Raw genomic sequence first — 24897 nt, forward strand, 5'->3', positions numbered from 1 at the left:
ATGCGTGTTCTACGGAAAACCTTCTACTTCTTTATGCTTAGAAAATCTTTCAAAGATTATCCCTAAAAAATAAAAAACTATTTAATTTCAAAAATTTATATAAAAAATAAGAACTAATAAAGACATACTCCTCTTTAGCGTTGATGATATGGGCTGGTGACCTATTGGTTTCTAAAGGTAATTTATGTATCTACGCTCACGAGTACTTAAAACCGAGATGCGAATAACTGCCAATGGAAGTTAATAACCGCGAGCTTGCTCTTCAGGCAGGCCTGCTCATGCTACTGGTCACGACCGTCGTCATTGGCACGGGGAGTTTTCTGCTAGGCTTTTTCCCGAACGTTCACCAGCCGCAATCCCTTGCGCTGATTCCAGACAGTGCCCTGGTTATTTTACTGTGTGGGCTGGGGCTTAGCGCCGTGATGGCAAACTTCACGCGCTGGCGTAAAGCGACGGCTGTAGGACTCGCGACGATTGCTTTTTATACCTTACTGCACAACGCTCTCGACTCCTCTTATTACGCAATTTCTATATTAAGCGGGCACCCCCGCCTGCCCAGCCAAGCAGCGCCGATACTTATCATGGCAGCGTGTTGTCTATGGGTCGGCCCACAAGGTCGCTGGCAGCGGCGCGTTTGGCAGTTGGGAGGCCTGTTTTTATGGTTAGTTGGCTTCATTACATTAGCGGCTCATTTTGGCTGGCCCGTACCTGTATGGCTGCCTCGAGCAAGTGCGTTAATCCCCGGTTTGCTCTGTTTTCAGTTTGGTGTCGCCATGTTAATGGTGAGTCGACACATTCCTCATTTAAAAACCTCGCTAAGTAGCGCCGCCGTGCTAGCTGGCATTCTAGGCGTTAGCCTAAGTATAAGTGGCTGGTTTTTGGTCAGTTGGAACCAGTATCAGGAAATGCGTCAAAGCGCTCAGCAAAATCTGGCGAGTATTGCCGTTAATATTGACCAAACGCTGACGTCCCGGGCGGTGGTGCTTGAGCGCCTGGCAGAGCGTTGGCGTCAGGTCTTCGAGGATTCGTCCTCGCGTAGCCGAGAGGTGGAGCGCTACTGGACCGACTACCCGAGTATATTAGCCATTGCGTATTTTAATCCTGATACCAATGATATCTGGCGTCGCGCCCGCCATGGCAGTGCCCTACTCTGGCTCGATGATCAACTCACTACGTTAGCAACACTGACTTGGCTTAATCAGCAACGAACTTCGAGGCAGTGGTCGTTTCCCGATTTTGAGCGACCCACGCTGGCATTACTCTCCATTCGGTCACCCAGTGACTCTTACCAGTTAGTCGCCGTTATCGATATAGCCCTGCTCATTGAGCAGGAAACCAGTGCAGCCAATGGCGCCTACGCACTGCATTTCCTTCACTCTAATGGACACTTGATGAACAACGGCGACGGCCTTATTCCCGCTTCTTCTGTTATGTCACCAGCAAACACGCTGGCGGAACACACGGCGGTGCTTCCGGGAGGCACCGTGGTCAATTTAGCGCTCTCTGAGCGAACCAATCAACCGCCCATACTCGCTAACTTTATTGCCGCTGGCGTGGGGCTCTCGGGGCTGCTACTCACTTATCAATTGGTTTTCAGCTTTGCGTTGATTTCTGCCCGTGCCCAACGCTCTCGTGAGCTTTCTAAAGCTAAAGAGACACTACAGGATAGCGAGCAGCGGTTTCGATCCCTGTTTACGCAAAACCCCGACGCGGTGTTTTCCCTTGATATTAGCGGCAGATATCTGAGCGTGAACCGATCTGTCCTCACTCTGCTGGAAATTAGTGAAGCACAGATTATTGGCAGCCACTGGAAGGACATTGTTGCCCCCGAACACCACGTCATGGTCGATGCTGCTTTCCAGCAAGCGTTGAAGGGCGCTGCCCAGCGTTTTGATTTGGAAGTGATCAGCCAACAAGGCAGTGCTCGCCAGTTGGATGTCTCCTTTTTACCAACCGTCGTAAACGATCACGTCGTCGGCGTTTACGGCATTGCTAAAGAGATAACCGCACTGCGTCAAAAGGAAGACCAACTGCTGATCTACCAACGCAGTATTGAGGCCAGTAGTAACGGTATTTTAATTTGCGAAGCTCAACAGCCCGACTACCCGATTCTGTATGTCAATCCAGCCTTTGTCGCTATCACAGGCTACACGTTTGAAGAAGCCAAAGGGCGCAACTGCCGGTTTCTACAGGGCCAAGACACGGATCCAAATCAAATCGCAGACATACAGCATGCCCTTGAGCAGCAGCACGACATCACCTTAACGCTTCGCAACTATCGTAAAAATGGTCAAGCGTTTTGGAACAATCTATTTCTGTCGCCTGTGCGCGCCCATAGCGGTCAAGTCACCCACTATGTGGGGAGTATTAATGATATCTCTGAGCGCCGTGATCACGAAAATGCACTCGCGTTTCACGCCACTCACGATGCATTGACAGGTTTAGGGAACCGCGCGCTGTTTGAAGACCATTTGCGTCACGACGTAGAACTTGCCCGACGCCATCATCAGCAATTAGCCGTTTTGTTTATCGACCTGGATGAATTCAAACCGATTAACGATACGCTAGGCCACGGCATTGGCGACCAAGTGCTTATTAATGTTGCCAGACGGCTTGAGGTGGCCATAAGGCCTTCCGATACCCTGTGCCGCTTCGGGGGAGACGAGTTTGTATTACTCCTGCCAGACCTTAATAGCCCCCAACAAGCAGAGGAAATTGCCGAGCGGCTGCTGGAAACATTGGCGCGGCCCTATCGGATTGGCCGACATGAACTCTACCTATCGGCGAGCATCGGCATTGCGCTTAACGACAACCAGTTGACCCAACCGGAAGAGCTTTTACAGCAAGCTGATATGGCGATGTATAAGGCCAAACAGCAAGGGCGTAACACGCTACAAACATTCACTCAGGATATTAATCAAAAGCTAACCCAAAGAGTGACACTGAGAAATGATTTACAGGAAGCGATTCTGAACGAGCAGTTTGAGCTCCATTACCAGCCCCTATTAACCCGGGGAGGCCAAGTTCAGGGCTTTGAAGCACTGGTACGCTGGAATCATCCTAGCAAAGGCGCTATTTCACCGGTGCTGTTTATACCCATTGCTGAAGAGACAGGGCAAATTATTGCTTTAAGCCAATGGGTAATGGAGCGCGCTGCCCGTGACTTTCTTACGCTTCAACCCCAGCTTCCCAGCTACTGCCGCATTTCAGTCAATCTATCACCCATGCAGTTTCATCGACCAAGCTTTTTAAACTCGCTTACCGCCACACTTAACGCCACAGGGCTTAGCGCGACATCGCTTGAGCTAGAGCTGACTGAAGGTATTTTGATGAACGATACCGACGCAGCAATTGATACGCTTCATGCCCTGCGCGAGATGGGAATCAGTATTGCCATTGACGACTTTGGCACCGGCTTTTCCAGTCTTAGCTACTTGCGCCACCTACCCGTTGACAAGGTGAAAATTGACCGCAGTTTTATCAACAATATTGCCAATAACAGCAAGGATGCCGCTATTGTACAGGGCATTATTGCGCTCGCTCATCACCTGGAATTGGCGGTGGTTGCCGAGGGTGTAGAAACGTTAGAGCAGCAACAGCAATTGGCAGCGTTAAATTGTGATGTATTTCAAGGCTACCTGTTTGCTCGACCAATGCCCTTTGAGACTTTACAGGTGTGGCTGAAAGACCACTTGAAGGGTGATTAGCGTCATACCTTGAGCGGTACTCTTTGAGTGTGGTGGCCGAGCGAACCGAAAGCACGCCGACTGTTTATGAAAATATTTTCCACAAAGCATTCACTTGCCCACATTTCTGCGTCATACTAAACCTTAGTCGCATACACCAATGTCTAAAACCTGTCTCTAAAAAACTTTGTCTAAAAAATCCATGCCTAAAAAAGCTATGTCTAAACCTAGCTTTAAGTCATTTTTTTAAAACGGTTTTTTTAAGACAGTCCTTTTAAGACAGCTATTTAGGAGTCAGCAGAAGCCATGAAATACCAAGACCACTTTCCAACAATTTGGGATACACCTCGCCAGCGTAGCGCTAAACCTGCTAACCAAGCGCCAGCTAAAAAAGTTCTTTCGCCGGTAAAAGAGGTGTTTTTGTCTATTTGGGATACACCTAAGCGCCAGCCTAGCGCTTAAAACGCTAGAGGTTACATCGGCAGTACGGCAATGATGTGTGACTCCAACTCCTGCTCAGGCACCTCATCCTGGGACACCGCAAAGCTACGCACACTAACGCCTTTACGGTGTACACGCTCGGCGTCATTGCTTAAAAGAGGATGCCAGCCCGCCAGCTTGCGCCCTTCTGCCACCCGCCGATAGCCACAGCTTTGTGGTAACCAGGTGAACTCTTTGACCAAGGCGGGGGTAAGCTGGGTGCAGTCGGGAACGGTTTCAAAACGATTCGCATAATCGCTGCACTGGCAGCTGTGAATATCCAGTAAGCGACAAGCCACGTTCAGTACTGCTAGCTCCTGAGTATCCTCATCGTGCAGCTTTAGCAGGCAACACTGCCCGCAGCCGTCGCAAAGCGCTTCCCACTCTTGAGGCGTCAATTCTTCTAGGGTAAAGCGCTCCCAGAAACGTTCGCGCATAGCGGTTTCCATTTTCTCCTACCTCATTGTCACGGAAAAACTCTTTATTACGATGGTGTATCTTGGTGGCTTAGTTCAGCCAATAGCGCTGGCCATAGTGTCTGGAAATCATCCTCCAGCGCTTGATACTCAGCGTGCAGCCAGGGCACTAAAGCAGCCAATTGATTGGGGCCAGACAACCGCCGCCCAATACCCGCCACGGCGCGGCAGGTGAATGTAAAATCAGCGTAACCTCTTAGCCAGTCGTGCTCGACAAGGATCGGCATCATGCTAGCCAACCGATTTGGTGCGGGTCGCGCGGAGAGAAGCCGGTAACAGCGCTCGACAATGGCTTCCTGGTCAGCCTGCCCCTCTGTATCCCGAGCTAGAAAATGATCCCACACCATGTCGAGTGCAATGCCTGCGTAGCGGCGCTGAGCAGGCGGCGCGCGACGTCGCGCATTGACAACGTTTGGATGACTATCCACCCAGGCATCCACACGGCGATGATGGCGAATGCCCAGCGCTGTAGCCGCGGGCCAATCACTTAAATCGCGCCCCTTAACCCCATCGGCTATTAAATTGCCGTAGAGAAAATCATCGCTCCCCGCCCTGACGAGCCAAGCATGGGCAAGAAAATTCATGGTAAGGGGTCTTTACTCATCATCAGAACGTAGATCAGAACGCGAAGCGACATGGGCACGATGCACATCGAGTAAATAGGCCTCTTTAGGCGGCGGCATTTGCAAATAGAACCCTTTGTCCTTAATCCCTTCCACAACGTCTGCTGCATTCACCCGTGACAATTTTTTGTCCGCGGTCAATAACATGGTAAACACCGGCACTGGCTTACCAAACGTTTCCATTAGTAGCTCAGGAACATTTTCCAGCCCTTGGCGCTTATCAACGTATAAATACATCTCTTCTTTACGCGAACTTTTAAAAACTTCGCAAATCAATTTGTCGCTCATGATGCACGCTCCTCAAGGGCCTTGACCAGCGCGTCATTCAAAAACTCGCCCCGCCAACCGGTCGGCCAAATGAGAGGTTCACCCGCCAAGTCCTGCATCACCAGTGTTTCAATATCGCGGCGGCGTAGGAGCATTTCCGGTGCCACTCCCAAGTCATCGGCTTTGCCGGTTACCGCCTTTTTTAGTGCTTTAAAGCGAGACTTAAAGGTCGGATGCATGGGGTCTGGCCAGCGCTTGGGCAGTGTCGCTTCATCGCAGTGCTGCGCCTGTTTCACCATTGCCAAGAGTGTATCGCCCTCTTTTTTGATCAGCACCGGCTTAACGCCTTCCACTTCAGCAAGTTCAAAGCGATTACTGGGCATTTTTTCAGCGACGGCGAACAGTAATTTATCGCTAATGAGCCAGTTACGCGGCAAATCACGACGACGGGTTTCACCTTCACGCCACGTGGTCATGAGCCGGTACGCTTCCATTTGACGGGGCAATAAGCGCCATAATTGGCGCTGGCGGGTATACCACTGTTGATCGTTGTCGACGCTGCGTCCGGCTTGCTCAATCAAACTGGCGCACTCAGCATCTACCCACTCGCGGCGCCCCAACATCGCGAGCTTTTCAGCCTGAAGCGTCCAGACTTTTAATAAATAAATCACATCCAGCGCCGCATAATGGCACTGTGCAGGGGTGAGCGGTCGCACTAACCAGTTTGAGCGAGTCTCCTCTTTAGGTAGCGTTTCGCCGACCCAGAACTCGACCAGCTTTTGATACCCCATTCCAGGGTTTTCACCCAAAAACCCTTGCACTACCTGGGTGTCAATTAACGGCACAGGCAGTACCCCTGCCCAGTGCTGGAATACTTCCAGGTCTTCACTGCAGGCGTGAAGTAACTTGATGGCACTATTTTGCAGCAAGGCACGGAATCTATCGGTACAAGGAACGGCCACCGGGTCAATCAGATAAGCCTCTTCACCTGCGGTGAATTGAATCAGCGCAGGCACAGGAAAGAACGTGTTCTCTCGGAAAAACTCGGTATCCAGAGCGATTACAGAAGCATCGGCTACTTGCTCGCACGCGGCATCAAGCGCCTCTGGAGTATCAAGCCATTGAAAAGAGGGAGTAAGAGAGGACAAAGCATTCTTCCAGGTTGGCGCAAACGCTAAAGCGTTTGCGTTTTAGGTGGGCTTATTCACTGGCAAAAGGCAGGCGACCGTTAAACGCACGGCTCAAGGTGCCGCCATCGACATACTCAAGCTCTCCACCCATGGGGACACCATAGGCTAGCCGCGAAAGTTTGACGCCATATTCTGCCAACTGCGAGGCAATATAGTGAGCTGTCGCCTCACCCTCGATAGTAGGGTTCGTCGCCAACACCACCTCTTCGATGAGCCCTTCAGCAACACGCGCTTCTAACAGATCCAAACCAATCGACTCGGGGCCTATCCCATCTAAAGGCGAAAGGTGGCCGTGCAATACAAAATAGCGCCCTTTAAAGCCACCAGCTTCTTCAATCGCCAACTGATCGGCAGGCGACTCAACGACACAAAGCAGTGCATCATCACGGCGCGGGCTTTCGCACAGCATACAGATGTCAGCTTCGGTGAGCGTTCGACAACGTTGGCAGTAGCCAACCTCTTCAATCGCCTGTTGGATAATCGAAGCAAGGCGCTGCCCGCCTGGGCGTTCACGCTCAAGCAGGTGCATCGCCATGCGCTGAGCCGTTTTAGGCCCAACGCCTGGCAGTACGCGAAAAGCGTCCATTAACTGCTCAACGAGAGGAGAAAAGCGCATTGCTTAGAACGGCATCTTAAAGCCGGGGGGAAGATTAAGGCCAGCTGTCGCTTCTTCCATTTTCTGTTTAGAGTTAACTTCCAGTTTGCGCACCGCATCGTTGACTGCCGCGGCTAACAAATCTTCCAGTAGCTCTTTGTCCTCTTCCATGACGCTGGGATCAATGGAGACGTTGGATACGTCGTGGCGACCATTCATGGTGACCTTGACCATACCCGCACCGGCTTCGCCCTGGACTTCGGCTTTAGCGACTTCTTCCTGGGCTTGCTGCATTTTTTCCTGCATCTCTTGGGCTTGTTTCATCAAGTTGCCCATTCCACCTTTAAGCATGGTCTGATCTCCAATGTGGTTTTAAGGTTGTCTGTAGCTATCTTTCGGCCGTATGAAAAACTGCATGAAATACGGTATGAAAGATTATATGAAAAAAGCTTAGCGTACCGCGTCGGCAGGCTTGACGCTGGATTCTATCAGCTTTGCACCAAACGCCTGTTGTAACTTCTGTACATGGGGGTCGTGATTGAGTAGATCAACCGCCTGGGCGTGACGCTCTTTATTAAGTCGCTCTTCACGCTGGCGAGGTGTTTCCAGACGATTAGACAATTCAGCCACGTAAAAGGCTATTTTACGGGGCATGCCCTGCTCTTTGAGCGCCCGCTCAATACGCGTTTGGTGAACTTCCGCCTGCATTGCCTCTTGGCTGGGGTCTAGACGAAGCGTCAGCAGCGTACCGTCGTCACTCTCCACCAAACAGTTGCCCGCTAGGTTGCGGGTTAGGCCGCCCAAACCCAGGGCATCAAAGCACTCCAGCCACTTAGCATTGTCCAGCTTGCCTGGCTGGGTTTTAGAAACGGTTTCGGGAATGGCTTCTGAAAGAGCCTCTGGTTGAGCTGTTGGCGCCTCAGCCGTGATGGGCTCTACAGTCTCAGCCCCAGCGGCTGGTTCAGGGGTTACGATTGTCTCAGGCTCAGCCATCGCCGCTGGCTCAGGGGCTTGCTGGAAAGCTTCCATCTCAGTCACTGCTGTATCAGCTTCGACTGTCCAAGGAGGTGGCTCTTGCAGCGGAGGCTCCTCTTCAGCGGCATGTACGTCCACTTGAGACTGAGGCTCTGCCGGTGGCGCTGAGTGAGCTTCTGGCTGAGTATCTGGCTGAGTATCTGGCTGAGCTTCTGAAAGGGCTTCTGAAAGGGCTTCAGCTGTTGGCGTGGGGGCTGGCGCAGATGAGTCTGTATTGGCCGCAGACGCTTGATCACTCGTACCCGTCGCTGCCGTTTCTGACGGCTCACGACGCAGCGGTAGCGGAGTGCGCGGCGGCTTCGGCACGCCCTGAGGGCGAAATGCCAGCATGCGCAGCAACGTCATTTCTAGCGCGCTACGCAGATCAGGGGCGTGCACCATATCTCCACGGCCCTGAATACCAATCTGGTAATAGAGCTGAATATCTTCTGCGGTAAAGCGGCTCGCAAGCTGTAGGATAATGTCACGGTCACCATGGCTGTTATCCACCGCATCTGGCACCATCTGCGCCACCGCCAAACGGTGCAGCAGGCTTGAAAGCTCATCCAACACGGCAGCAAAATCAGGGCCTTGCTCTGCTAATTCCGCCACTTCAGCCAGCAGGCGCTGCACATCCACATCAGCCAACGCTTCTGCCAGGGCCAAAATATGGCGATGATCCAAGGTGCCCAGCATGGCAGCCACATCCGCATGGCGCACCGCCCCCTGACCAAACGCAATGGCTTGGTCGGTCAGGCTCATGGCGTCGCGCATAGAACCTTCGGCGGCTTTACCCAGCAGCCACAACGCGCTTTCATCAAAGGCAACGCCCTCCTCTCCTAGCACGTAGGTGAGGTGCTCGACCACGCGCTCAGGTGGCATATGCTTGAGGGTAAATTGGAGGCAGCGGGAAAGCACCGTGGGCGGCAGTTTTTGCGGATCGGTGGTGGCCAGCAGGAACTTAACATGAGGCGGCGGCTCTTCCAGCGTTTTCAACAGCGCGTTGAAACTGCTAGTAGACAACATGTGCACCTCATCAATCAGGTACACCTTATAGCGCCCTTGTGTGGGGGCGTACTGCACATTATCGAGCAGCTCGCGGGTATCTTCCACTTTGGTTCTTGAGGCCGCATCAACCTCAATCAAGTCAACAAAACGCCCTTCATCAATGGCTTGGCAGCTATCGCACTGACCACAGGGAGTGGAGGTAATGCCTTCATCACCACGCCCATTCGCCGTGCAGTTCAAACACTTGGCAAGAATACGCGCCAAGGTAGTTTTGCCCACCCCGCGGGTACCCGTAAACAGATAAGCATGGTGCAAGCGGCCCTGATCAAGGGCATTGACCAAGGCGCGTTGAACATGGGCCTGGCCCACGAGTTCGTGGAATGTGCGAGGCCGCCACTTGCGGGCCAGAACCTGATAGCTCATGAAGCTGTATTTCCTTCGGCGGGCTGACTTACCTCACGCTGCGAACAGCGCAAGGTAAGGGCCACGGTGCATAACTAAGGCGATGCATGAAAAAAGACGGCGCATAACAGCGCTATGCGAGAACAAACATCATTCTAGCGGTTGCACCGCAGCCCGCCAACCGCCTAGAACAGGCGTAATGTGCAACAACGCTTAAGCGTTGTCACCACCTTCCGCCGCACCGGCGCGCTCGGCAGCCGCTTTTACCAGTTTTTCCAATTCACCATTTTGATGCATTTCAACGACGATGTCGCAGCCACCCACAAGCTCACCTTCAACCCACAGTTGGGGGAAGGTGGGCCAGTTAGCAATTTTGGGCAGTTCAGCACGGATATCCGGGTTATCCAGAATATTAACGAACGCGAAGCGCTCGCCGCAGCTCATCAGTGCTTGAACGGTCTGGGCGGAAAAACCGCACTGTGGCAGTTGGGGCGACCCTTTCATGTAAATCAGGATCGGGTTTTCGCTAATTTGACGCTGAATGTTTTCGGCAGTTGTGCTCATACTATTTCCTCGCTTATCAATGACCGATGCTTTCCCACTTCGTACTTGCCGTTAGTGCTTGAAGTTAGCACCTCAATAAGTACCTGAGTAGAGCGCTCGGCTTTAACGTGTAATGGGCATTCTACGCATGCCGTTCGCGTTGCGCATCCCCTGCAGCATCGCTAGGATAGTGTTTTTGCGCGGAGAGAAGTCCTTATGGCGACACGCCATTTCCTGACCTTGCTAGATTTGACCCCGGATGAGTTGGATTATTTAATCCAGCGCGCCATTACCATCAAGACCAATCTGAAATCCCAAGGTCCTGTTTATACACCATTACCCAACCGCACCCTGGCGATGATTTTTGAAAAATCATCGACGCGCACGCGAGTATCGTTCGAAACGGGAATGGCACAGTTTGGTGGTCATGCGCTATTTCTCTCTCCTCGAGATACCCAATTAGGCCGCGGCGAACCGATTGAAGATACCGCTCGCGTACTGTCTGAAATGGTCGATGCGGTAATGATTCGCACCTTCTCCCACGCGGGGCTAGAAACCTACGCTAGCGCTAGCAGCGTGCCAGTGATTAACGCACTGAGTGATGATTATCACCCCTGCCAGTTGCTTGCTGATGTCATGACCTGGACTGAACTTCGTGGCAGCGTGAAGGGCCGCACAGCGGTGTGGATTGGGGATGGCAACAACATGTGTCACTCCTGGATCAATGCAGCACGACAGTTCGGCTTTCATCTACGCATATGCTGCCCAAAAGGCTACGAGCCCCGTGCAGACATAATGGCGGCAGCTGGTGATCAGGTAACTCTCCTGCATGACCCGCAAGAAGCGGTAAAGCAGGTCGACTTAATTACTACAGACGTATGGGCATCGATGGGCCAAGAAGAGGAGCAGGCTAAACGTGAAGCGGATTTCGCGGGCTTCCAAGTAACAGAAGCAATGCTGGATCAAGCGAACCAAGACGTACTGTTTTTACACTGCCTGCCAGCGCACCGCGGCGAAGAGATTAGCCATACGCTACTCGAAGATCCTCGGGCAGTGGTTTGGCAGGAAGCAGGCAACCGGCTTCATGCACAAAAGGCGCTGATCGAGTTTTTACTTCTGGGCAAGGTCGCTGAATAACCGAGTTACTGCAGACAAAAAAGCCTCGTTTGATAAACGAGGCTTTTTTCTAGAATTTTGGTGGAGCCTAGCGGGATCGAACCGCTGACCTCAACACTGCCAGTGTTGCGCTCTCCCAGCTGAGCTAAGGCCCCACGTACTGCTGTCCAACAGCGAGGCGGATACTACGATGAACCTTTATCTCGGTCAAGTTTTTGAACCATCAGCACTAACTAATTCTCCTTTATCGCCAGCTGTGGCACTCTATATGTAATTAGCAGTCGTACAAGGCCAACGCCTGAGTCCATGATGTTTCCATGCAGGAGCCTGTCCTTTGATCAGTGTACTTATCGCCGATGATCATCACTTAGTAAGAACTAGCATCGCTCACCTGCTAAACGAAGAGTGTGACATTAAAATTGTGGGCGAGGTCGACGACGGCGAAAGCGCGGTGACACAGTGTCGTCATTTAAAGCCCGATATCGTGTTGATGGATATTCGCATGCCGGGAATTGGTGGGCTTGAAGCGACTCGGCGTATTCATCGCACGATGGAAGACGTGAAGGTTTTAATCTTAACCGCACATATGGAAGACAGCGTCCTGCGACGCATGTTGGAAGCCGGTGCGTCGGGATTTTTAAGCAAAGGTGCGGATGCAATTGAGATGACCGATGCCATACGTCAGGTCTTTCATGGGCGTCGCTATGTCAGTCAGGAGATCGCCCAGCGTTTAGCCCTTTCCCACTTTACCAATGAAGATAATCCGTTTAGCCACCTCTCCCACCGTGAGCTACAGATTGCCCTGATGATTGTTAACTGTCAGCGCGTACAAGACATCTCCGACCGCCTGCACCTAAGCCCTAAAACAGTAAATACCTATCGCTATCGACTGTTTGATAAACTACAAGTTGCCACTGACGTGGAGCTTACGCATTTAGCGCTCCGCCATGGGCTGGTCGAGGGGTTTGACGCCACCCAGATATAGCCCCATCTTCCCCTGCAGTTATAGGGTACCGACACGCTAATATGACCTTTGATTCAAAACAGTTTCTGAGTTCGGTAAGCACCTCTCCTGGCGTTTACCGTATGCTCGATGACCAAAGCAACACCCTCTATGTGGGCAAAGCCAAGCGCTTAAAAGCGCGTCTTGCCAGCTATTTTCGTGGCCAGTTGAATACCAAAACCCAGGCCATGGTAGGACGTATCGCCGATGTTCAGGTAACTGTCACGCGCACGGAGACGGAAGCGCTTCTGCTTGAACAGACACTGATTAAACAACTACGTCCGCCCTACAACATTTTATTGCGTGACGATAAGTCCTACCCCTTTGTATTTGTCACCGACCGCCACACTTATCCAGCACTTGAGTATAAGCGCGCTCGTCAGCGCAGCGACGATGGTCGCTATCTTGGCCCTTACCCAAGCAGTGGCGCAGTACGTGAAAGCCTCGCGCTGATGCAAAAAATATTTCATATCAGAAACTGTGAAGATAGTGTTTTTGCGCACCGTTCGCGCCCATGTTTGCAGTATCAAATTCAGCGTTGCAGCGCCCCTTGCGTCGATTACATTTCCGCCGAAGATTACCAGCGCGACGTTGAGCACGCTGTTATGTGCCTGGAAGGCAAAAGCGAAAATGTGACCCAGGAATTAATGGAGGCGATGGAGGCTGCTAGCAAAGCACTTGATTTTGAAGAGGCTGCTCGCCTTCGTGATCAGGTTCAGCAGCTACGCCAGCTTCAGCAACGCCAGTTTGTTGATACCGGCGGCGGTGATGCCGATATCTTTGCCCTGGCGCAACGACCCGGTGCGCTGGGCGTTTCAGTGCTAAGTGTGCGCGACGGCCGTCTACTGGGCGCCCGTCATCACACGCCAAAAAACGATCTGGATCTGCCGCTAGAGACACTGCTCACCGAAGTCGTTAGCCAGTACTACTTTGGACAACCCCATAATGTACCCAATGAAGTCATCACCAGTCATCCACTCGATGACAGCGAACTGATCGCAGAAGCACTGACCCAGCAGGCGGGTAAGCGCATCCGCGTCACTAACCAGGTACGCGGCCATCGCGCCCAGTGGCAGCAGCTTGCAATTACCAACGCTGAGCAACAACTGGCCTCGCAACTTGCCAATCAAACGCAGCTGACTCAGCGCTTTACCGCGCTACAGAAAGCGCTCGGCTTGGAAGAAACGCCACAACGTCTGGAGTGCTTCGACATCAGCCATAGCCACGGTGAAGCGACCGTTGCCTCCTGCGTGGTGTTTGATCATCAGGGTCCACGTAAAAGCGACTATCGCCATTTTCGCATTGAAGGCGTCGCTGCAGGGGACGATTACGCTGCTATGCAGCAGGCGCTTACACGACGCCTTAAGCGGGTTAAAAGCGGTGAAGCGGTGGCACCCGACATTCTGATCGTCGACGGTGGCAAGGGGCAGCTCAATATGGCCCGCGAGGTGTTTAAAGAACTCGACATCACTCATATTATGCTACTGGGTGTAGCGAAAGGCACGACACGTAAAGCTGGGCTTGAAAGCCTGTTTGTAGAAACGGCTGACAACCCACTGGACTTGGATCCTGCATCGCCCGCTCTGCACTTGATTCAGCATATTCGCGATGAGTCGCACCGTTTTGCCATAGCAGGCCACCGCGCCCAACGTGACAAAGCAAGGCGTACTTCAACGCTGCAGGAAATCCCTGGCATTGGCCCTAAGCGTAGACGTGAGTTGCTGCGCTTTTTTGGCGGCCTCCAGGGCGTACAAAAGGCTAGTCGCGACGAACTTGCCCGCGTACCGGGTATTAACGCATCGCTAGCCGACAGTATTTACCGGGCGCTCAATGGATAAACCGCCTCTTGGCATAGATGCTATCGGCCAAGGGGGATAGAATGAGCACCAGACTTCGAACCCTCTGATTTTCCGGCAAGGATCGCACCCTGCGATGAATATACCCAACATACTGACACTGGCGAGAATCGCCTTTATTCCGCTGCTGGTGGTACTGTTTTATCTACCCTTCAGCTGGAGCATGCCCGTTGCGGCTGGCTTATTTGCATTGGCCTCCATTACCGATTGGCTGGACGGCTATTTAGCCCGACGCTGGAATCAGTCAACGCCTTTTGGCGCCTTTCTAGACCCGGTGGCCGATAAGCTTATGGTCGTGGTCGCCTTGGCGCTATTGATCGAGCGTTATGACACCTTAGTGCTGACGCTACCCGCGCTGGTCATCATTGGCCGCGAAATTGTCATTTCAGCGCTACGCGAATGGATGGCTGAAATGGGCAAACGCGGCATGGTGGCTGTTTCTTGGGTTGGCAAGTTGAAAACAACGCTGCAAATGGTGTCACTACTCATCTTGCTAGCACTTCCCCCAGCGCACGAGTTTGCCTTGCTGGGCGTTGTCGTGCTGTATGTAGCCGCCCTTTTGACGCTCTGGTCAATGATTCAGTACTTGAAAGCTGCTTGGCCTCATCTTAGCCGCTCGATGTAACCCGCTGATAAGTAAATAATGAATACGCACCCATTCATTGATTGACAACCCGGCGGCGATCCGTATAATTCGCCCTCGAGTCGAGCGGGAATAGCTCAGTGGTAGAGCATCGCCTTGCCAAGGCGAGGGTCGGGAGTTCGAATCTCCTTTCCCGCTCCAACTTGGATAGCGTGGTAAAGCAAGAGAGGGTCGTGAGCTGGAACGCCAGCCCGGTCGGATCACCTTTCCCGCTCCATAGACTCTTGAGGCTGGATGGCAGAGTGGTTATGCAGCGGACTGCAACTCCGTGTACGCCGGTTCGATTCCGACTCCAGCCTCCATCTTTGTGTAGCAGTGATGCTTTAAAGGTCTCTTTAAAACAACATTGCGATGTGATGTTCTTGTAATGAATAGCCCGGATGGCGAAATCGGTAGACGCAAGAGACTTAAAATCCTCTCAAAATGAGAATAAAGTCTTTTAAAACATCTAGTTGCTACATCCGATAAAAAATATGTAGCTCTTATGTAGCACCTTGCGGGTGTGGTGGAATAGGTAGACACACAAGACTTAAAATCTTGAGGCCATTGGCCGTGACGGTTCGAGTCCGTCCACCCGCACCATTTCAGCTTGTAGAATCTCTTATCTCAAATATTTACCTCCCTCCCCTTAGTTAGCCCTACTGTTTATTTCGAGCAATGACAGCTCTTCTCGCAACGCACCTGCCACTAGCTGCGGGTCTATGTCAATCGGGCGACATAGGTTAGCTAATAAACGCTGGTCGCCTAGCAAATCATCAAGGCTTTCCCAATCGGCTTGTTTATGGCCTTTCCATGCTGACTTGGCATCATTAAAGTAAATCTTTAATGCTGCGGCCCATATGTCACCACAACGTATTGCGTGCTCTATAGTATCGAGCGGGGCGTTTGGCCCCGGCTCTAGGCTCGCATCACAATCCAGCGTTACCGGCTCCACGTTTAGACGCGCTCGGCTTGGGTCACGTTTACTGGCCCTGCATCCTTCGCGCCGTGGTCAACGTAACGTGTCTCAACCGCTGGCTGTCCGCCGTCTATCTGAATTTTTAGGCGTAGAGCGTTAATACTGGTCGTTGGCCCCATGCGAGCGTCGAAGGCACCGGCGGCAATGATGCGCTCCACTTGCTCAACCGTCGCGCCTACTTTGCCTTTGCCATTTAGACCAGCAGCAGACTTATCACGCTGCATGTTTTGGGTGTGGGCCATCACATCGGCACGCGCTGCATCTGCTTTACGTTGGGCCGTTTCCAGGGCGTCCAGTGCTTTAGCCAGGTCTTTACGCGACTGGTCGGCACCGTCGATAGCATCACGCGCTACAGCACGTTGAATGGCATCGTTTAGACGACCGTATAAGCGGCTTAGAATGCCGGATAAAACGCCTTGCTGCTCAAGCTCGGCAGTCATGCGCTTATGCTCGGCAACGCTGGTAGCCATGGCCGGTTCAATGCGTGGCTGTGCCTGCACTTCCCGCATCTGGTCACTGATACCGCGCTGGGCGGCTTGTAGGGCATCGACACTAGCGGTGGGGTCGGCTAGTAACTCATTGGCGCGTTCAATCGCTGGGCTATCGGTTAAATCAGTCACGTTGTCATACCTCAATGTAATGTCGCGTTTGGGCGGTCAAGTTGGGCCACCAGCAGCGCAATGCTGTGGCCCGCTTCGGTAAGCTGTGCGGTGAAGCTATCGGTTAGCCGTTCGCTTAGGTTGTCGAGCAAGGCCGCCAACGCTTCCCGTTCGGCTTCATCGCGCTGTTCCGGGGTGATAGGAATCATCATCGGCGCTCAATCCGGTAGCTGGTAGCCATCCATTAGAGACGGCATCTTGCGACCATTGCTTGCTCGCGGTGCTTCACTGTCGGGCGCTTCAAACTCACTGCCAGGCAACGTGTACTTCGACGCCAGGTTGGCAGCCATATCGGGCTTGGCACTGCCGCCCACGCCTGCCTCTTTCAGCTTTTCGTCAACCATCGCGCCGACTGCCGGTTTCAGCTCCTCGATGATGATGGCCACCATGCGTTCAATGCTTTGCTCTTTCGGTGTCACGTTCGCTACAAATTGCTTATTCATACGGTCTGGCCCTCCTGGGCCTCGATTGCGGTTAGGTAAATCTTTTTCAAAAGGCTGTCAGTCAGTGCCAACGCAGTGATCCACTGCGCGGCGGTCTGTTCTTTTGGTGGGTGGGGTAGGTCGATACCAACGCGCCATAGCTCTAGCCATGCTTGATGCGCAGGTGCATTAGCGGGGAGGTTCAGCAGGTTATCCATAGCGACGACCTCCAAAGCGACGGCTTGGCTTTAATAGAATCGCTGGCCCGCCGGGTTTTTTGCCGCTGGCAACGTCCATCAGCAGGGCGCAAGCGTTGGCCCTATCATCGTGGTGGCCCTTCCCTGGGGGGTGGTCGATGGAATCCCGGCCACCTCGTGCCGTGCGGCGCTCCAGGTTGCAGAACTGAATCATCATCGTGTCGTCTGGTGGCAGCTCTATTTGCTCGCTGTTGAAGCGGCTTAGGCTATCGGCGTACAGCTCAGATTTAGGCTTGGCGGCTTGGTCGCATTGGATGCCGTGTTTCTCGAACTCATCTTTCGGCCACGATCCGGCAAAGCGATCCGTGACGATGCGGTTAATGCCGTAGTCTTTGAATACCTGGGCATACTCGGCAACGATCTGTGCAGGCGTACCACGTCGAGCGCGTAGCACATCCACCACGGTCGTCTCACCTTCAACATGGCCGATTGCCATCGTGAACTCATCGGCACCGCCCCCAGCAGGGTCAGCCACGCCTATGTAGCGCGTGCCGGATACGAACGGTAATTCCAGCGGGTTTTGACGCATCACCGCCTCAACCTGGGCGCGGTCGATGAATCCCGAGACGTTATCGCGGAATTGACCGCCCCACTCACTGCGATAGCTTTCAGGGTCGTCTTGCTGGGCGTTGCGGAGAATGCGCTTATCTATGGTGGGGTTGAATTGTTCAGTTGCACCTTGAATCACCAGCACGTCGTCACTGTCTTGGCCGTAGTGCTGTTTCCACTTGTTGTAGACCAGACCACGCTTAGCCCACGGTGAACTAATGATAATCAGCATCCCGCCGGTAGTAGCGAGCGAAGGCGTAAGAGCGCGATACAGCTCAACATCGGGCGTTGCTGAATGCTCATCAGCGAAGAAACAAGCCTCGTCTAGCAATGCGGCGATGCGCGTCTTGCCGCGTACCGACCTAAAGGAATTGGTAGCCACTTCGATAGTGATACGGTTATTCAGCTCTAGCGACTCGGCACCGCGCTTTTCAATCATGGCCGCTAGCACTGGCGATGCGTCAAAGATGCCAGCGATATAGGAGAACAGCACTTTCGCTTGGTCACGATCCACGGCGATACAGCTCACCACACCGCGCTCACCAGGCTTTAGCTTGTCCGCTAGTCCTTCCATTGCCACACCAACGGTGGCGAGGTACACGGCTACACCGGCGGTGGTGTTGGTCTTGGCGCTGCGTCGTCCGGCTAGTACGACCAGCTCAGCGACACGATTAAGCGGTGGTGTACGTCCACCAGCTAGCTTACTGAACAGGTCGCGGCGGTTGGCATCCATCGGGATAGCGAAGGCACCGGATAAAACAGCGCGCCACGGTTCCCAGCTATCGCCCTCAAACGTGCCTGGGGTTAGCTCTGGGCTATCGAGGAACTGTAAGACGTTCATTGGTTGGCCTTCCCGATATAGTCGTTCAAGCTCACTTCACGCGCTTGGCGTTCTAGCCCTAGCTTGTTACTCAAAGAAATGATGTTATTGCTCGCCTGCACGTATTTGCCTATGTCGATCTCCTTACCCTCGGCAAGCTGGCGTTCCTGCGTCCGTAGCCAATACTCAGCCCATAAATACCTTTCAATAATTCCGCGTTTGACGTACCCAATAGCCACCTCTCCACCAAGGTCGCTGACGACCTCGGCATACCGTTGCCGCATCTCCTGCGCAATCGACGTGCGTGCGTCCAGTGCGTCAATAAATCCGGCGCTGAACTTGTCGGGAATGGTGCTTTGTTTGGGCATATCGGCGGCCTAACTTAGGGGTAAATGCTTCCTATCTGCTACATATTTTACTAGCATATGAGATAATTACTATATAACAGTAACTTGAATAGATTTTAAGGAGATTATATATCCCCATGAACTGACAAAGTGATGAATAATAGGGGTACGGGTGCTTTATTGGGCTTTATGTTTCGCCGTAAAATGGAATTAATTTCCACCAATTGAGGGAGAGGAGAATTACAGCATCAAGTAGGGCAAAGTAGGTGGGGTAGGGCAAAATCCCATACTGACCAACTGGGAAAAAACATATACCCATTAACTAAAAACTACTTCTTTTATTTTCTCTACCTAATGTTGTTATTTAGACCTACTTTGACCTACTCCATTCACCATAAACCTCACAACCACGGGCCTTACAGCATGTAGTGCAACGTGTAGGGCAACCCTAAATTCGAGCCTATGCCCTACCCTCCCCTACTCAAACCGCAATAAAAAACCCGGCACGACTGGCCGGGTGTGAGTGTTAAGGTAGCGGGCAACGTGTAGGGCGACTCTAACCTAAGCTGGCAAAGCCGCTTACCATGGGTTTGGGCACCATAAATCTAGTGACGCCATTAGACATGCGAGAATCACAACCGCGCTCACGCAATACTGCACCGGCCTCCCTCGCCTGCGCATTGGTGGGCTTATCAAAGCCAATGGTTTTTAGCACCTCGCTGGCTGTCCTTCTCTCCCAATAATTAGCAGGAGACTCCCAAGCCAGCCCAGTCTCTACCAGCTCGCGGATACTGCTAACGACTCGATGACCACGGTTAAGCTTTTCTAGCTCGGTTTCTTCATCACGAGTAAGCCACCATTTCTCGCCACAGCGCCATAGCTCCACGACTTGCGCCCATACTTGTTGCATATCAATACCGTGTAGGGAATTGATACGCTCAACCGCTACTGTCCAAAAGCGAGTGTTGCCGGTTTCATCGACCAAAAATTGGCTATCGTTCACACTGGCAAAGAAGACGGTTCGTCGCTGATATTCAGACTCTAAGCGGTCATACGGGCGACGCACCTTATCCATGTCGGCGGTGATAAAACCCTTGATACGAGCAACATCAGCCTTGCGAAAACTGCCATCCAGCTCGCCCAGCTCCACCAGCCAATGCGTGATAGCGCCAAGCACTGAATCTTTATTAGCAGGGTCTAAAAGGTGATCCACTTTGATAGCCGTTTCTCTTAGCTGCACATCGCTAACAAGTGACTTGAGCCAATCTGATTTGCCGATAGATTGCGGCCCTTGTAGGGTCAACACGCCTCGGGTTCTAAAGCCTCGCGGCATTAGCGCAGCAGCTACGGCACTTATCAGCCAACGCCTAACTAATAAGTCACGCATTGAGGCAGGGTAGCCATCAGCGAGAACCAGGGTTTGATATAGCTGGGGCAAACGATCTTGACCATCCCATGTCGCGCCAGTGATCCAATCCGCTACGGGGTTATGCTGTCGCTCGTCCGCAATGGTGGCAATAAACGCGGGGACTTGATCTGTAGGGATTTCATTCAGCTTGGCTAGGCTAATGACGCTACTCAAAGCGCTATTGTCAGCATTATCGGGTGAACCGCTGGCACCTGGCACGATGACCTTCACTTTCTTGGCGATAACGTCATAACTGACCTGAATCCCATAATGATCTAGCATCGCCGCAATATTGGGTATTGTTTGCAGCGCCCTAACTGGTTCACCTTCTTCATCCGTCACAATGTCGGGAAAAAAGTCGATCATCATGGGCCGAATATGGCGCTTTGCTTTGCTTACACCTTCGGGCTTCATGCTTGTTCGCTTCGCTTTTTTTGTTATTGCGCGAAGGTCACTGATATTTAGCCCTGTTGATTTTTTGATTGCCCTGAGTACCATCTCGCGCGTTAAACGCTCCATAGAACCAGCTTCCCTCGCCAAATCTTTCACCTCATCCGGCGGGGTAAACTCATCCATATTTTGGGCATCGGTTAGCAATTCCATATAAGCGCGCTTTGGTGCTGGCAGTGAGCCACCATTAGCCTCTTCTGCGCGCTTTCTAGCCTCGGGCAGTGTGTAGCGCTCAACCCATCGTCGTGCGGCTGTGTGTGAGCCAGCGGAATGCTCAAGAGCAACAACATGAATCCCATGTTCGGGCGCGGTCAAAATGTCAGCAGTTTGGCTTTCACTAACACCAGCTTTCAATAATTCGATTGCCGCACCAAACAAACAATTTGAACGGTCTAAGCTTGGATCTGCTATCCCGTACTTAATCCACTCTTCAACATGCTTCGGTAGCATTAGGCTATCAAGGTCTACCTTCTCCCTAGATGGTGGCTTTTCAGTTAAATCAGGCTGATCGGTTCGAGCTGTTTTAGTCTTTGTCGGCTTAGCTGAATCCAATGGAAAGTGCTTCTTACCCAATTCAGTTAAATCACGCTCCATAATTCTGCGCGGCGTTCCCTCCACATGATCGCCTGTAATAGTGAGAAAGCGCCCATCTTCGTAAAATTCTAAATCGTCACGGTTGCCTGTAAAGCCACCAAACGAACCAATGAAGATAAACCGATAGCCAGCCTGTCCAGGTGACACCTCCGCATAAGTATTCGCTGATAAGATAATTTCACGGGCGCGCTCTGACATTTCGCCGGTTTCGGGGTTACGGCTATGGTCTGGATCTCCACCAGCAATCCCATACTCCCGATTGGTGGCAATGCCTATACCCTGTAACCGATGTTGATTGGCATATTGAATAGCTTGTTCGGCAGTATCAAAAAAATCTAGGTTGCAGCGGGACACTCCATCCCCATCTTTCAAAGACCAACCTTTAGTCCTGCCATCCCTTGGTGATACCGGAACTTTTCCGGGCTTATCTCCCTCTTTTCTTGGCGGCTTAATCTTCCATGCACACCAGATAGGCAGGGATGTTAGCGGTACACCATCAATATCGCCTTGGGGCAATTCTTCAAGACTTGGGATATAGGGAGCATAAGGCTCCCTGTTGATAGCAACATCCAAAAGCGTATCAGCCATCTTTACGCCCTCCCTGCTCCATAAACATCGCGCAACGATCTTTAAAGCCTGGGTAACGCTTAAACAGTAGGGACATGGCATCTTGATTTAACCAATACCGCTTAACCCGGCGCGGTTCACCATTGAAGTCGAATGTATCGTGAAACTCATCATCAATCGGCCAATGATACTCAAGGCGCAAGTTAGAAATGCGCGTGCGGTAGTCCACTAGAGGGAGGCCAGTTTCAGCGTGGTAGCTGAATTGATCCACTTTCCCACCAGGGAGAAGACATCCTAAGACTGCACGGCAATGATTGGCATAATTTCCGTTTGCAGGGAATAGTGGAGTACGGCTAGAATGGATTTTGAAAGACTTATCTTGAGCCTCGCAGCCGGTTGCAGCCGATGCGGGGTTTTTCTTTGGATCAATCATGAGCGCGCGCCTCCACTGGTAGAAGTGCGAGTGCTCTCATCTATCCAAGCAAGAACATCATCAGCGCGATACCGTACATGACGGCCTAGTTTGATGAATCTGGGGCCTTCACCCGCCCAGCGAGCGCGCTCACACCACGCTGTAGACTTGCCAAGATAGGCGGCAAGGTCGCGCTGGTTCATCAAGCGGGGAAGTGTTACAGCGGACTCTGGGGGGAATTGCCCGCCTTCGAAGTTAGCTGACTCTATGTAAGTATCAGTTTTCATGCCTTGGCCTCATTCGTGTTTGAACAAGACCATGGTCGCTTTTAACAAAACAATTAACGTCTAGGTATAAGGGTATCGCTTATCCTATACACTTTCCCTATTCTGGAAGAATGTCATACCAACTTTTTATCTCTTGGCCTTTTTCGCCATAATACAGGGTCTGCAATGTGCTATACTTAAGCGACCTATCTTTACTACTCATGACTTCTTTTATTGCCTGAGCAACTAGCTGGCACCCATAAACACCGACTGTAGTTTTTCTCGGCTTTCGATGACCTTTTGCCATATTATGGCCTGCATTGATACCCAGCCTTTCAAGACGCCAAAGTGCATATACCAATATATCATCACGTAAATCTGTGTCATCCCTAACTGTCTTTCCTTTATATAATGGCTTTGGACGTTCCATACCCCTAAGAACTTTAGCAACAAAGCTAGCAAGCCTTTCAGGTAGCGGTTCGCCTTTCTCTAATAGCTCGGCAGCGATAATTTTTGCGGCATCATAAGATCCTGCATCAAACTCTGCGAATGCGGCTACATGGTCAGTTGGTTCCAACTGCTCGCCTAGACTAATGCGCGGCCCCATTGCGAAGTAGTATTCAAAGGCAGCTTTTTCTGCCTCTTTTTCTTTGCGATCTAGGTTTTCTATATCTTCTTTTACATCTCTAAGAATTCTGCAAACTGTTCTTATTTTCTCTTCAGATAAACCAAGCCGAGCAACACCGGGGGGGATTTCTTCTTCTTGAGTAATACGCTCCCAGTCTTGAAAACCAATGTCGCCGTCTTTTTTCCAAACCTGAACACCATCGCATGTTCTGAAAGTACCCATTTCAAAATCTTCATCAATCACTTCATATAAATATCCAGGCGTAATAAGCGGGCATTGGTCGTAGTCAGTCTTTGCGTAAACTATGGTGATGTATTCCTGCTCTGGCGTCATCATGCGCTAGCCCTCTTAAACTCAATCACCTGACCGCTAGGCTCCGGCTGCCCCTCTACCATGCGTTGAAGTTTCTCCAGGGCATCAAGCTTTTCATCAAAAAAGTTGTGGTGTTGATAGTGGCGTTGCTGAACCCCGCCAGTCCCGTGACTTAATAGCTGTCCTAATACGTCCGAACCTACTCGATAGGGTTTGGCTATCAGCCTCGTTTCTACAGTCGCACGTATAGAACCGGCAGTAAAATGCCCCTTTTCTAACTCCCCTGCTTTTTCCATGTCGGTGCGTATGCGCTTCACGATGTCGTTCAAAAAGACGTTATGAATAGGCTTTTCACCACCAGTGCAGGAGAAGACGTACTCCCCGCCTCCGGTGATGCGATCTATAGCGCTCAATGACTCGGGTAAAAGCGGGATAACGTGAATACGGGGTTCAGTACGACGCCCTTTATAGTCCAGTATCTGCATACTAGGTGCATCACGATCTATATCATGTAGCGTCACGCGGGTTAGCTGTTGCTGGCGCTGCCCTCCGGTCAAGACGTGCAGCATAGCAAGCGAGCGATGCGGCTCTGGCAAAGCTTTTACACGACGCCAGTAAGCTCGGAATTCTGCGAGTGTCAGCGCTCTATCTTTGGCGTTGCTAGAACCTTTAACCTTTCGCATATCGCGTGCTGGATTGAAGGTAATGTTTAGCCTCCGCATAGATGCGGGCATGTTGACATCGCCACGAGCGTTGATTGCTTCACTAAATGCTGTGCGTATGTAAGAGCGTATTTTGTCGGCTTGGCGGGGTTTATCTTCATCTTTGAGACGGCCAACGATGCTCATGCAATCATCTAGCGTCATATTGGTGGCAGGCTTTCCCCATAGCTTCGGGAAAGCTTTTTCAATATCGCGTGCAATCTGGTTTTTGACATTGCGCGCTGACATTTTCCCTTGCTGCTCTAGCAATTCCACATAAGCACTCATTAAGTCGCCAAACGTGGCTGACTCCTGAGTCTTTTCTTTTGATGGGCTAGGGTCTTGGCCTAGTTCCATCATAGATTGAATGCGCTTGGCATCTTTGCGTGCTGCCTCGGCGGTAATACGCCCAAGCTTCCCGATGGTGATTTTCTTAATTTTGCCGTTCAGACGCCCTTGGTAGAAAAATGCACGAGAGCCACCAGGAGAGACGCGGACGCCAAAGCCAACAATATCGCTATCCCAATAAACGACTTGCTTGCCTTCAACGGGCTGCAATTTCTCAACGACGGTTTTGGTTAGCTTTAGCTTACTCATTCCAGACAAGCCCCTAGTAAAATATGTATCTTATATGTAGCAGTCTTA

General features: G+C 51.8%; 24 protein-coding genes and 4 tRNA genes. 8 read left to right on the forward strand and 20 right to left on the reverse strand.

The genetic code is table 11. From position 1 onward, the window contains the following. Positions 1-233: 233 nt before the first annotated feature. A complete protein-coding gene (locus MLE19_RS12105) occupies positions 234-3707 on the forward strand; it encodes an EAL domain-containing protein (protein WP_240718442.1) in 3474 nt (1157 codons plus the stop codon). 452 nt (positions 3708-4159) lie between these two features. Here MLE19_RS12105 and MLE19_RS12110 read toward each other — a convergent pair whose 3' ends face one another. The 8 genes from MLE19_RS12110 to grxD all read right to left on the reverse strand — a co-directional run bounded on the left by MLE19_RS12110 (position 4160) and on the right by grxD (position 10305). Further along, positions 4160-4615 carry a YcgN family cysteine cluster protein gene (locus MLE19_RS12110; protein ID WP_240718443.1) on the reverse strand — a complete coding sequence of 152 codons (456 nt, stop codon included), beginning with the start codon at positions 4613-4615 and terminating at the stop codon, positions 4160-4162. Positions 4616-4650: 35 nt separating this feature from the next. Continuing rightward, a complete protein-coding gene (locus tag MLE19_RS12115) occupies positions 4651-5226 on the reverse strand; it encodes an ACP phosphodiesterase (protein WP_240718444.1) in 576 nt (191 codons plus the stop codon). A 12-nt stretch (positions 5227-5238) separates the two neighbouring features. Continuing rightward, entirely contained in the window at positions 5239-5553 is a 315-nt protein-coding gene (locus MLE19_RS12120) for a YcgL domain-containing protein (protein WP_240718445.1), read from the reverse strand. After that, the gene (gene rnd, locus MLE19_RS12125) at positions 5550-6680 is read right to left on the reverse strand and encodes a ribonuclease D (RefSeq protein ID WP_240718446.1); all 1131 of its coding nucleotides are present in this window, start codon (positions 6678-6680) and stop codon (positions 5550-5552) included. Before rnd ends, MLE19_RS12120 begins: the two co-directional genes overlap by 4 nt. A gap of 52 nt (positions 6681-6732) precedes the next feature. Continuing rightward, positions 6733-7338, reverse strand: a complete 606-nt coding sequence (recR, locus tag MLE19_RS12130) for a recombination mediator RecR (RefSeq protein ID WP_240718447.1) — start codon at positions 7336-7338, stop codon at positions 6733-6735. 3 nt (positions 7339-7341) lie between these two features. Next, complete coding sequence (locus tag MLE19_RS12135) at positions 7342-7668, reverse strand: YbaB/EbfC family nucleoid-associated protein (RefSeq protein WP_240718448.1); 327 nt, start codon at positions 7666-7668, stop codon at positions 7342-7344. 99 nt (positions 7669-7767) lie between these two features. Then, positions 7768-9762 carry a DNA polymerase III subunit gamma/tau gene (dnaX, locus tag MLE19_RS12140; RefSeq protein WP_240718449.1) on the reverse strand — a complete coding sequence of 665 codons (1995 nt, stop codon included), beginning with the start codon at positions 9760-9762 and terminating at the stop codon, positions 7768-7770. 192 nt (positions 9763-9954) lie between these two features. Beyond that, positions 9955-10305: a Grx4 family monothiol glutaredoxin gene (grxD, locus tag MLE19_RS12145; RefSeq protein ID WP_007113218.1), complete on the reverse strand. Its 351-nt coding sequence runs from the start codon at positions 10303-10305 to the stop codon at positions 9955-9957. Between the two features lie 195 nt (positions 10306-10500). On the opposite strand from grxD, the gene argF reads away from it, so the two are divergent. Then, entirely contained in the window at positions 10501-11421 is a 921-nt protein-coding gene (argF, locus tag MLE19_RS12150) for an ornithine carbamoyltransferase (protein WP_240718450.1), read from the forward strand. Positions 11422-11479: 58 nt separating this feature from the next. On the opposite strand, the gene MLE19_RS12155 is transcribed toward argF, so the two are convergent. Further along, a tRNA-Ala gene (locus MLE19_RS12155) sits at positions 11480-11555 on the reverse strand. A gap of 179 nt (positions 11556-11734) precedes the next feature. On the opposite strand from MLE19_RS12155, the gene uvrY reads away from it, so the two are divergent. The 6 genes from uvrY to MLE19_RS12185 all read left to right on the forward strand — a co-directional run bounded on the left by uvrY (position 11735) and on the right by MLE19_RS12185 (position 15484). Next, a complete protein-coding gene (gene uvrY, locus MLE19_RS12160; protein WP_240718451.1) occupies positions 11735-12385 on the forward strand; it encodes a UvrY/SirA/GacA family response regulator transcription factor in 651 nt (216 codons plus the stop codon). A gap of 41 nt (positions 12386-12426) precedes the next feature. Next, positions 12427-14241 (forward strand): excinuclease ABC subunit UvrC, encoded by a 1815-nt coding sequence (gene uvrC / locus MLE19_RS12165; protein WP_240718452.1) that lies wholly within the window; start codon positions 12427-12429, stop codon positions 14239-14241. A 94-nt stretch (positions 14242-14335) separates the two neighbouring features. Next, positions 14336-14884, forward strand: a complete 549-nt coding sequence (gene pgsA, locus MLE19_RS12170; RefSeq protein ID WP_240718453.1) for a CDP-diacylglycerol--glycerol-3-phosphate 3-phosphatidyltransferase — start codon at positions 14336-14338, stop codon at positions 14882-14884. An 84-nt stretch (positions 14885-14968) separates the two neighbouring features. Then, positions 14969-15043, forward strand: a tRNA-Gly gene (locus MLE19_RS12175). 87 nt (positions 15044-15130) lie between these two features. Beyond that, positions 15131-15204: transfer RNA gene (locus MLE19_RS12180), tRNA-Cys, on the forward strand. 194 nt (positions 15205-15398) lie between these two features. Continuing rightward, positions 15399-15484: transfer RNA gene (locus MLE19_RS12185), tRNA-Leu, on the forward strand. A gap of 354 nt (positions 15485-15838) precedes the next feature. Here MLE19_RS12185 and MLE19_RS12190 read toward each other — a convergent pair. The 11 genes from MLE19_RS12190 to MLE19_RS12240 all read right to left on the reverse strand — a co-directional run bounded on the left by MLE19_RS12190 (position 15839) and on the right by MLE19_RS12240 (position 24849). After that, complete coding sequence (locus MLE19_RS12190; protein WP_240718454.1) at positions 15839-16480, reverse strand: hypothetical protein; 642 nt, start codon at positions 16478-16480, stop codon at positions 15839-15841. Between the two features lie 11 nt (positions 16481-16491). Next, the gene (locus MLE19_RS12195; protein WP_240718455.1) at positions 16492-16671 is read right to left on the reverse strand and encodes a hypothetical protein; all 180 of its coding nucleotides are present in this window, start codon (positions 16669-16671) and stop codon (positions 16492-16494) included. 6 nt (positions 16672-16677) lie between these two features. After that, positions 16678-16962 (reverse strand): hypothetical protein, encoded by a 285-nt coding sequence (locus MLE19_RS12200; RefSeq protein WP_240718456.1) that lies wholly within the window; start codon positions 16960-16962, stop codon positions 16678-16680. Further along, on the reverse strand, positions 16959-17159 hold the full coding sequence (locus tag MLE19_RS12205; RefSeq protein WP_240718457.1) for a hypothetical protein: 201 nt from the start codon (positions 17157-17159) through the stop codon (positions 16959-16961). The genes MLE19_RS12200 and MLE19_RS12205 overlap by 4 nt, the downstream gene beginning before the upstream one ends. Continuing rightward, on the reverse strand, positions 17152-18588 hold the full coding sequence (locus MLE19_RS12210; protein WP_240718458.1) for a hypothetical protein: 1437 nt from the start codon (positions 18586-18588) through the stop codon (positions 17152-17154). Before MLE19_RS12210 ends, MLE19_RS12205 begins: the two co-directional genes overlap by 8 nt. Continuing rightward, positions 18585-18935 (reverse strand): hypothetical protein, encoded by a 351-nt coding sequence (locus tag MLE19_RS12215; protein WP_240718459.1) that lies wholly within the window; start codon positions 18933-18935, stop codon positions 18585-18587. Before MLE19_RS12215 ends, MLE19_RS12210 begins: the two co-directional genes overlap by 4 nt. A 535-nt stretch (positions 18936-19470) precedes the next feature. Beyond that, on the reverse strand, positions 19471-21954 hold the full coding sequence (locus MLE19_RS12220; protein WP_240718460.1) for a VapE domain-containing protein: 2484 nt from the start codon (positions 21952-21954) through the stop codon (positions 19471-19473). Continuing rightward, positions 21947-22366 carry a hypothetical protein gene (locus MLE19_RS12225; protein ID WP_240718461.1) on the reverse strand — a complete coding sequence of 140 codons (420 nt, stop codon included), beginning with the start codon at positions 22364-22366 and terminating at the stop codon, positions 21947-21949. Before MLE19_RS12225 ends, MLE19_RS12220 begins: the two co-directional genes overlap by 8 nt. Continuing rightward, complete coding sequence (locus tag MLE19_RS12230; protein WP_240718462.1) at positions 22363-22632, reverse strand: helix-turn-helix transcriptional regulator; 270 nt, start codon at positions 22630-22632, stop codon at positions 22363-22365. The genes MLE19_RS12225 and MLE19_RS12230 overlap by 4 nt, the downstream gene beginning before the upstream one ends. A 97-nt stretch (positions 22633-22729) precedes the next feature. Beyond that, positions 22730-23575, reverse strand: coding sequence for a hypothetical protein (locus MLE19_RS12235; protein WP_240718463.1), 846 nt, complete (start codon positions 23573-23575; stop codon positions 22730-22732). Then, positions 23572-24849, reverse strand: a complete 1278-nt coding sequence (locus MLE19_RS12240; protein WP_240718464.1) for a tyrosine-type recombinase/integrase — start codon at positions 24847-24849, stop codon at positions 23572-23574. Before MLE19_RS12240 ends, MLE19_RS12235 begins: the two co-directional genes overlap by 4 nt. Between the last annotated feature and the right edge of the window lie 48 nt (positions 24850-24897).

It is taken from the genome of Vreelandella neptunia (genome assembly GCF_022489065.1).
GTDB lineage: Bacteria > Pseudomonadota > Gammaproteobacteria > Pseudomonadales > Halomonadaceae > Vreelandella > Vreelandella neptunia_A.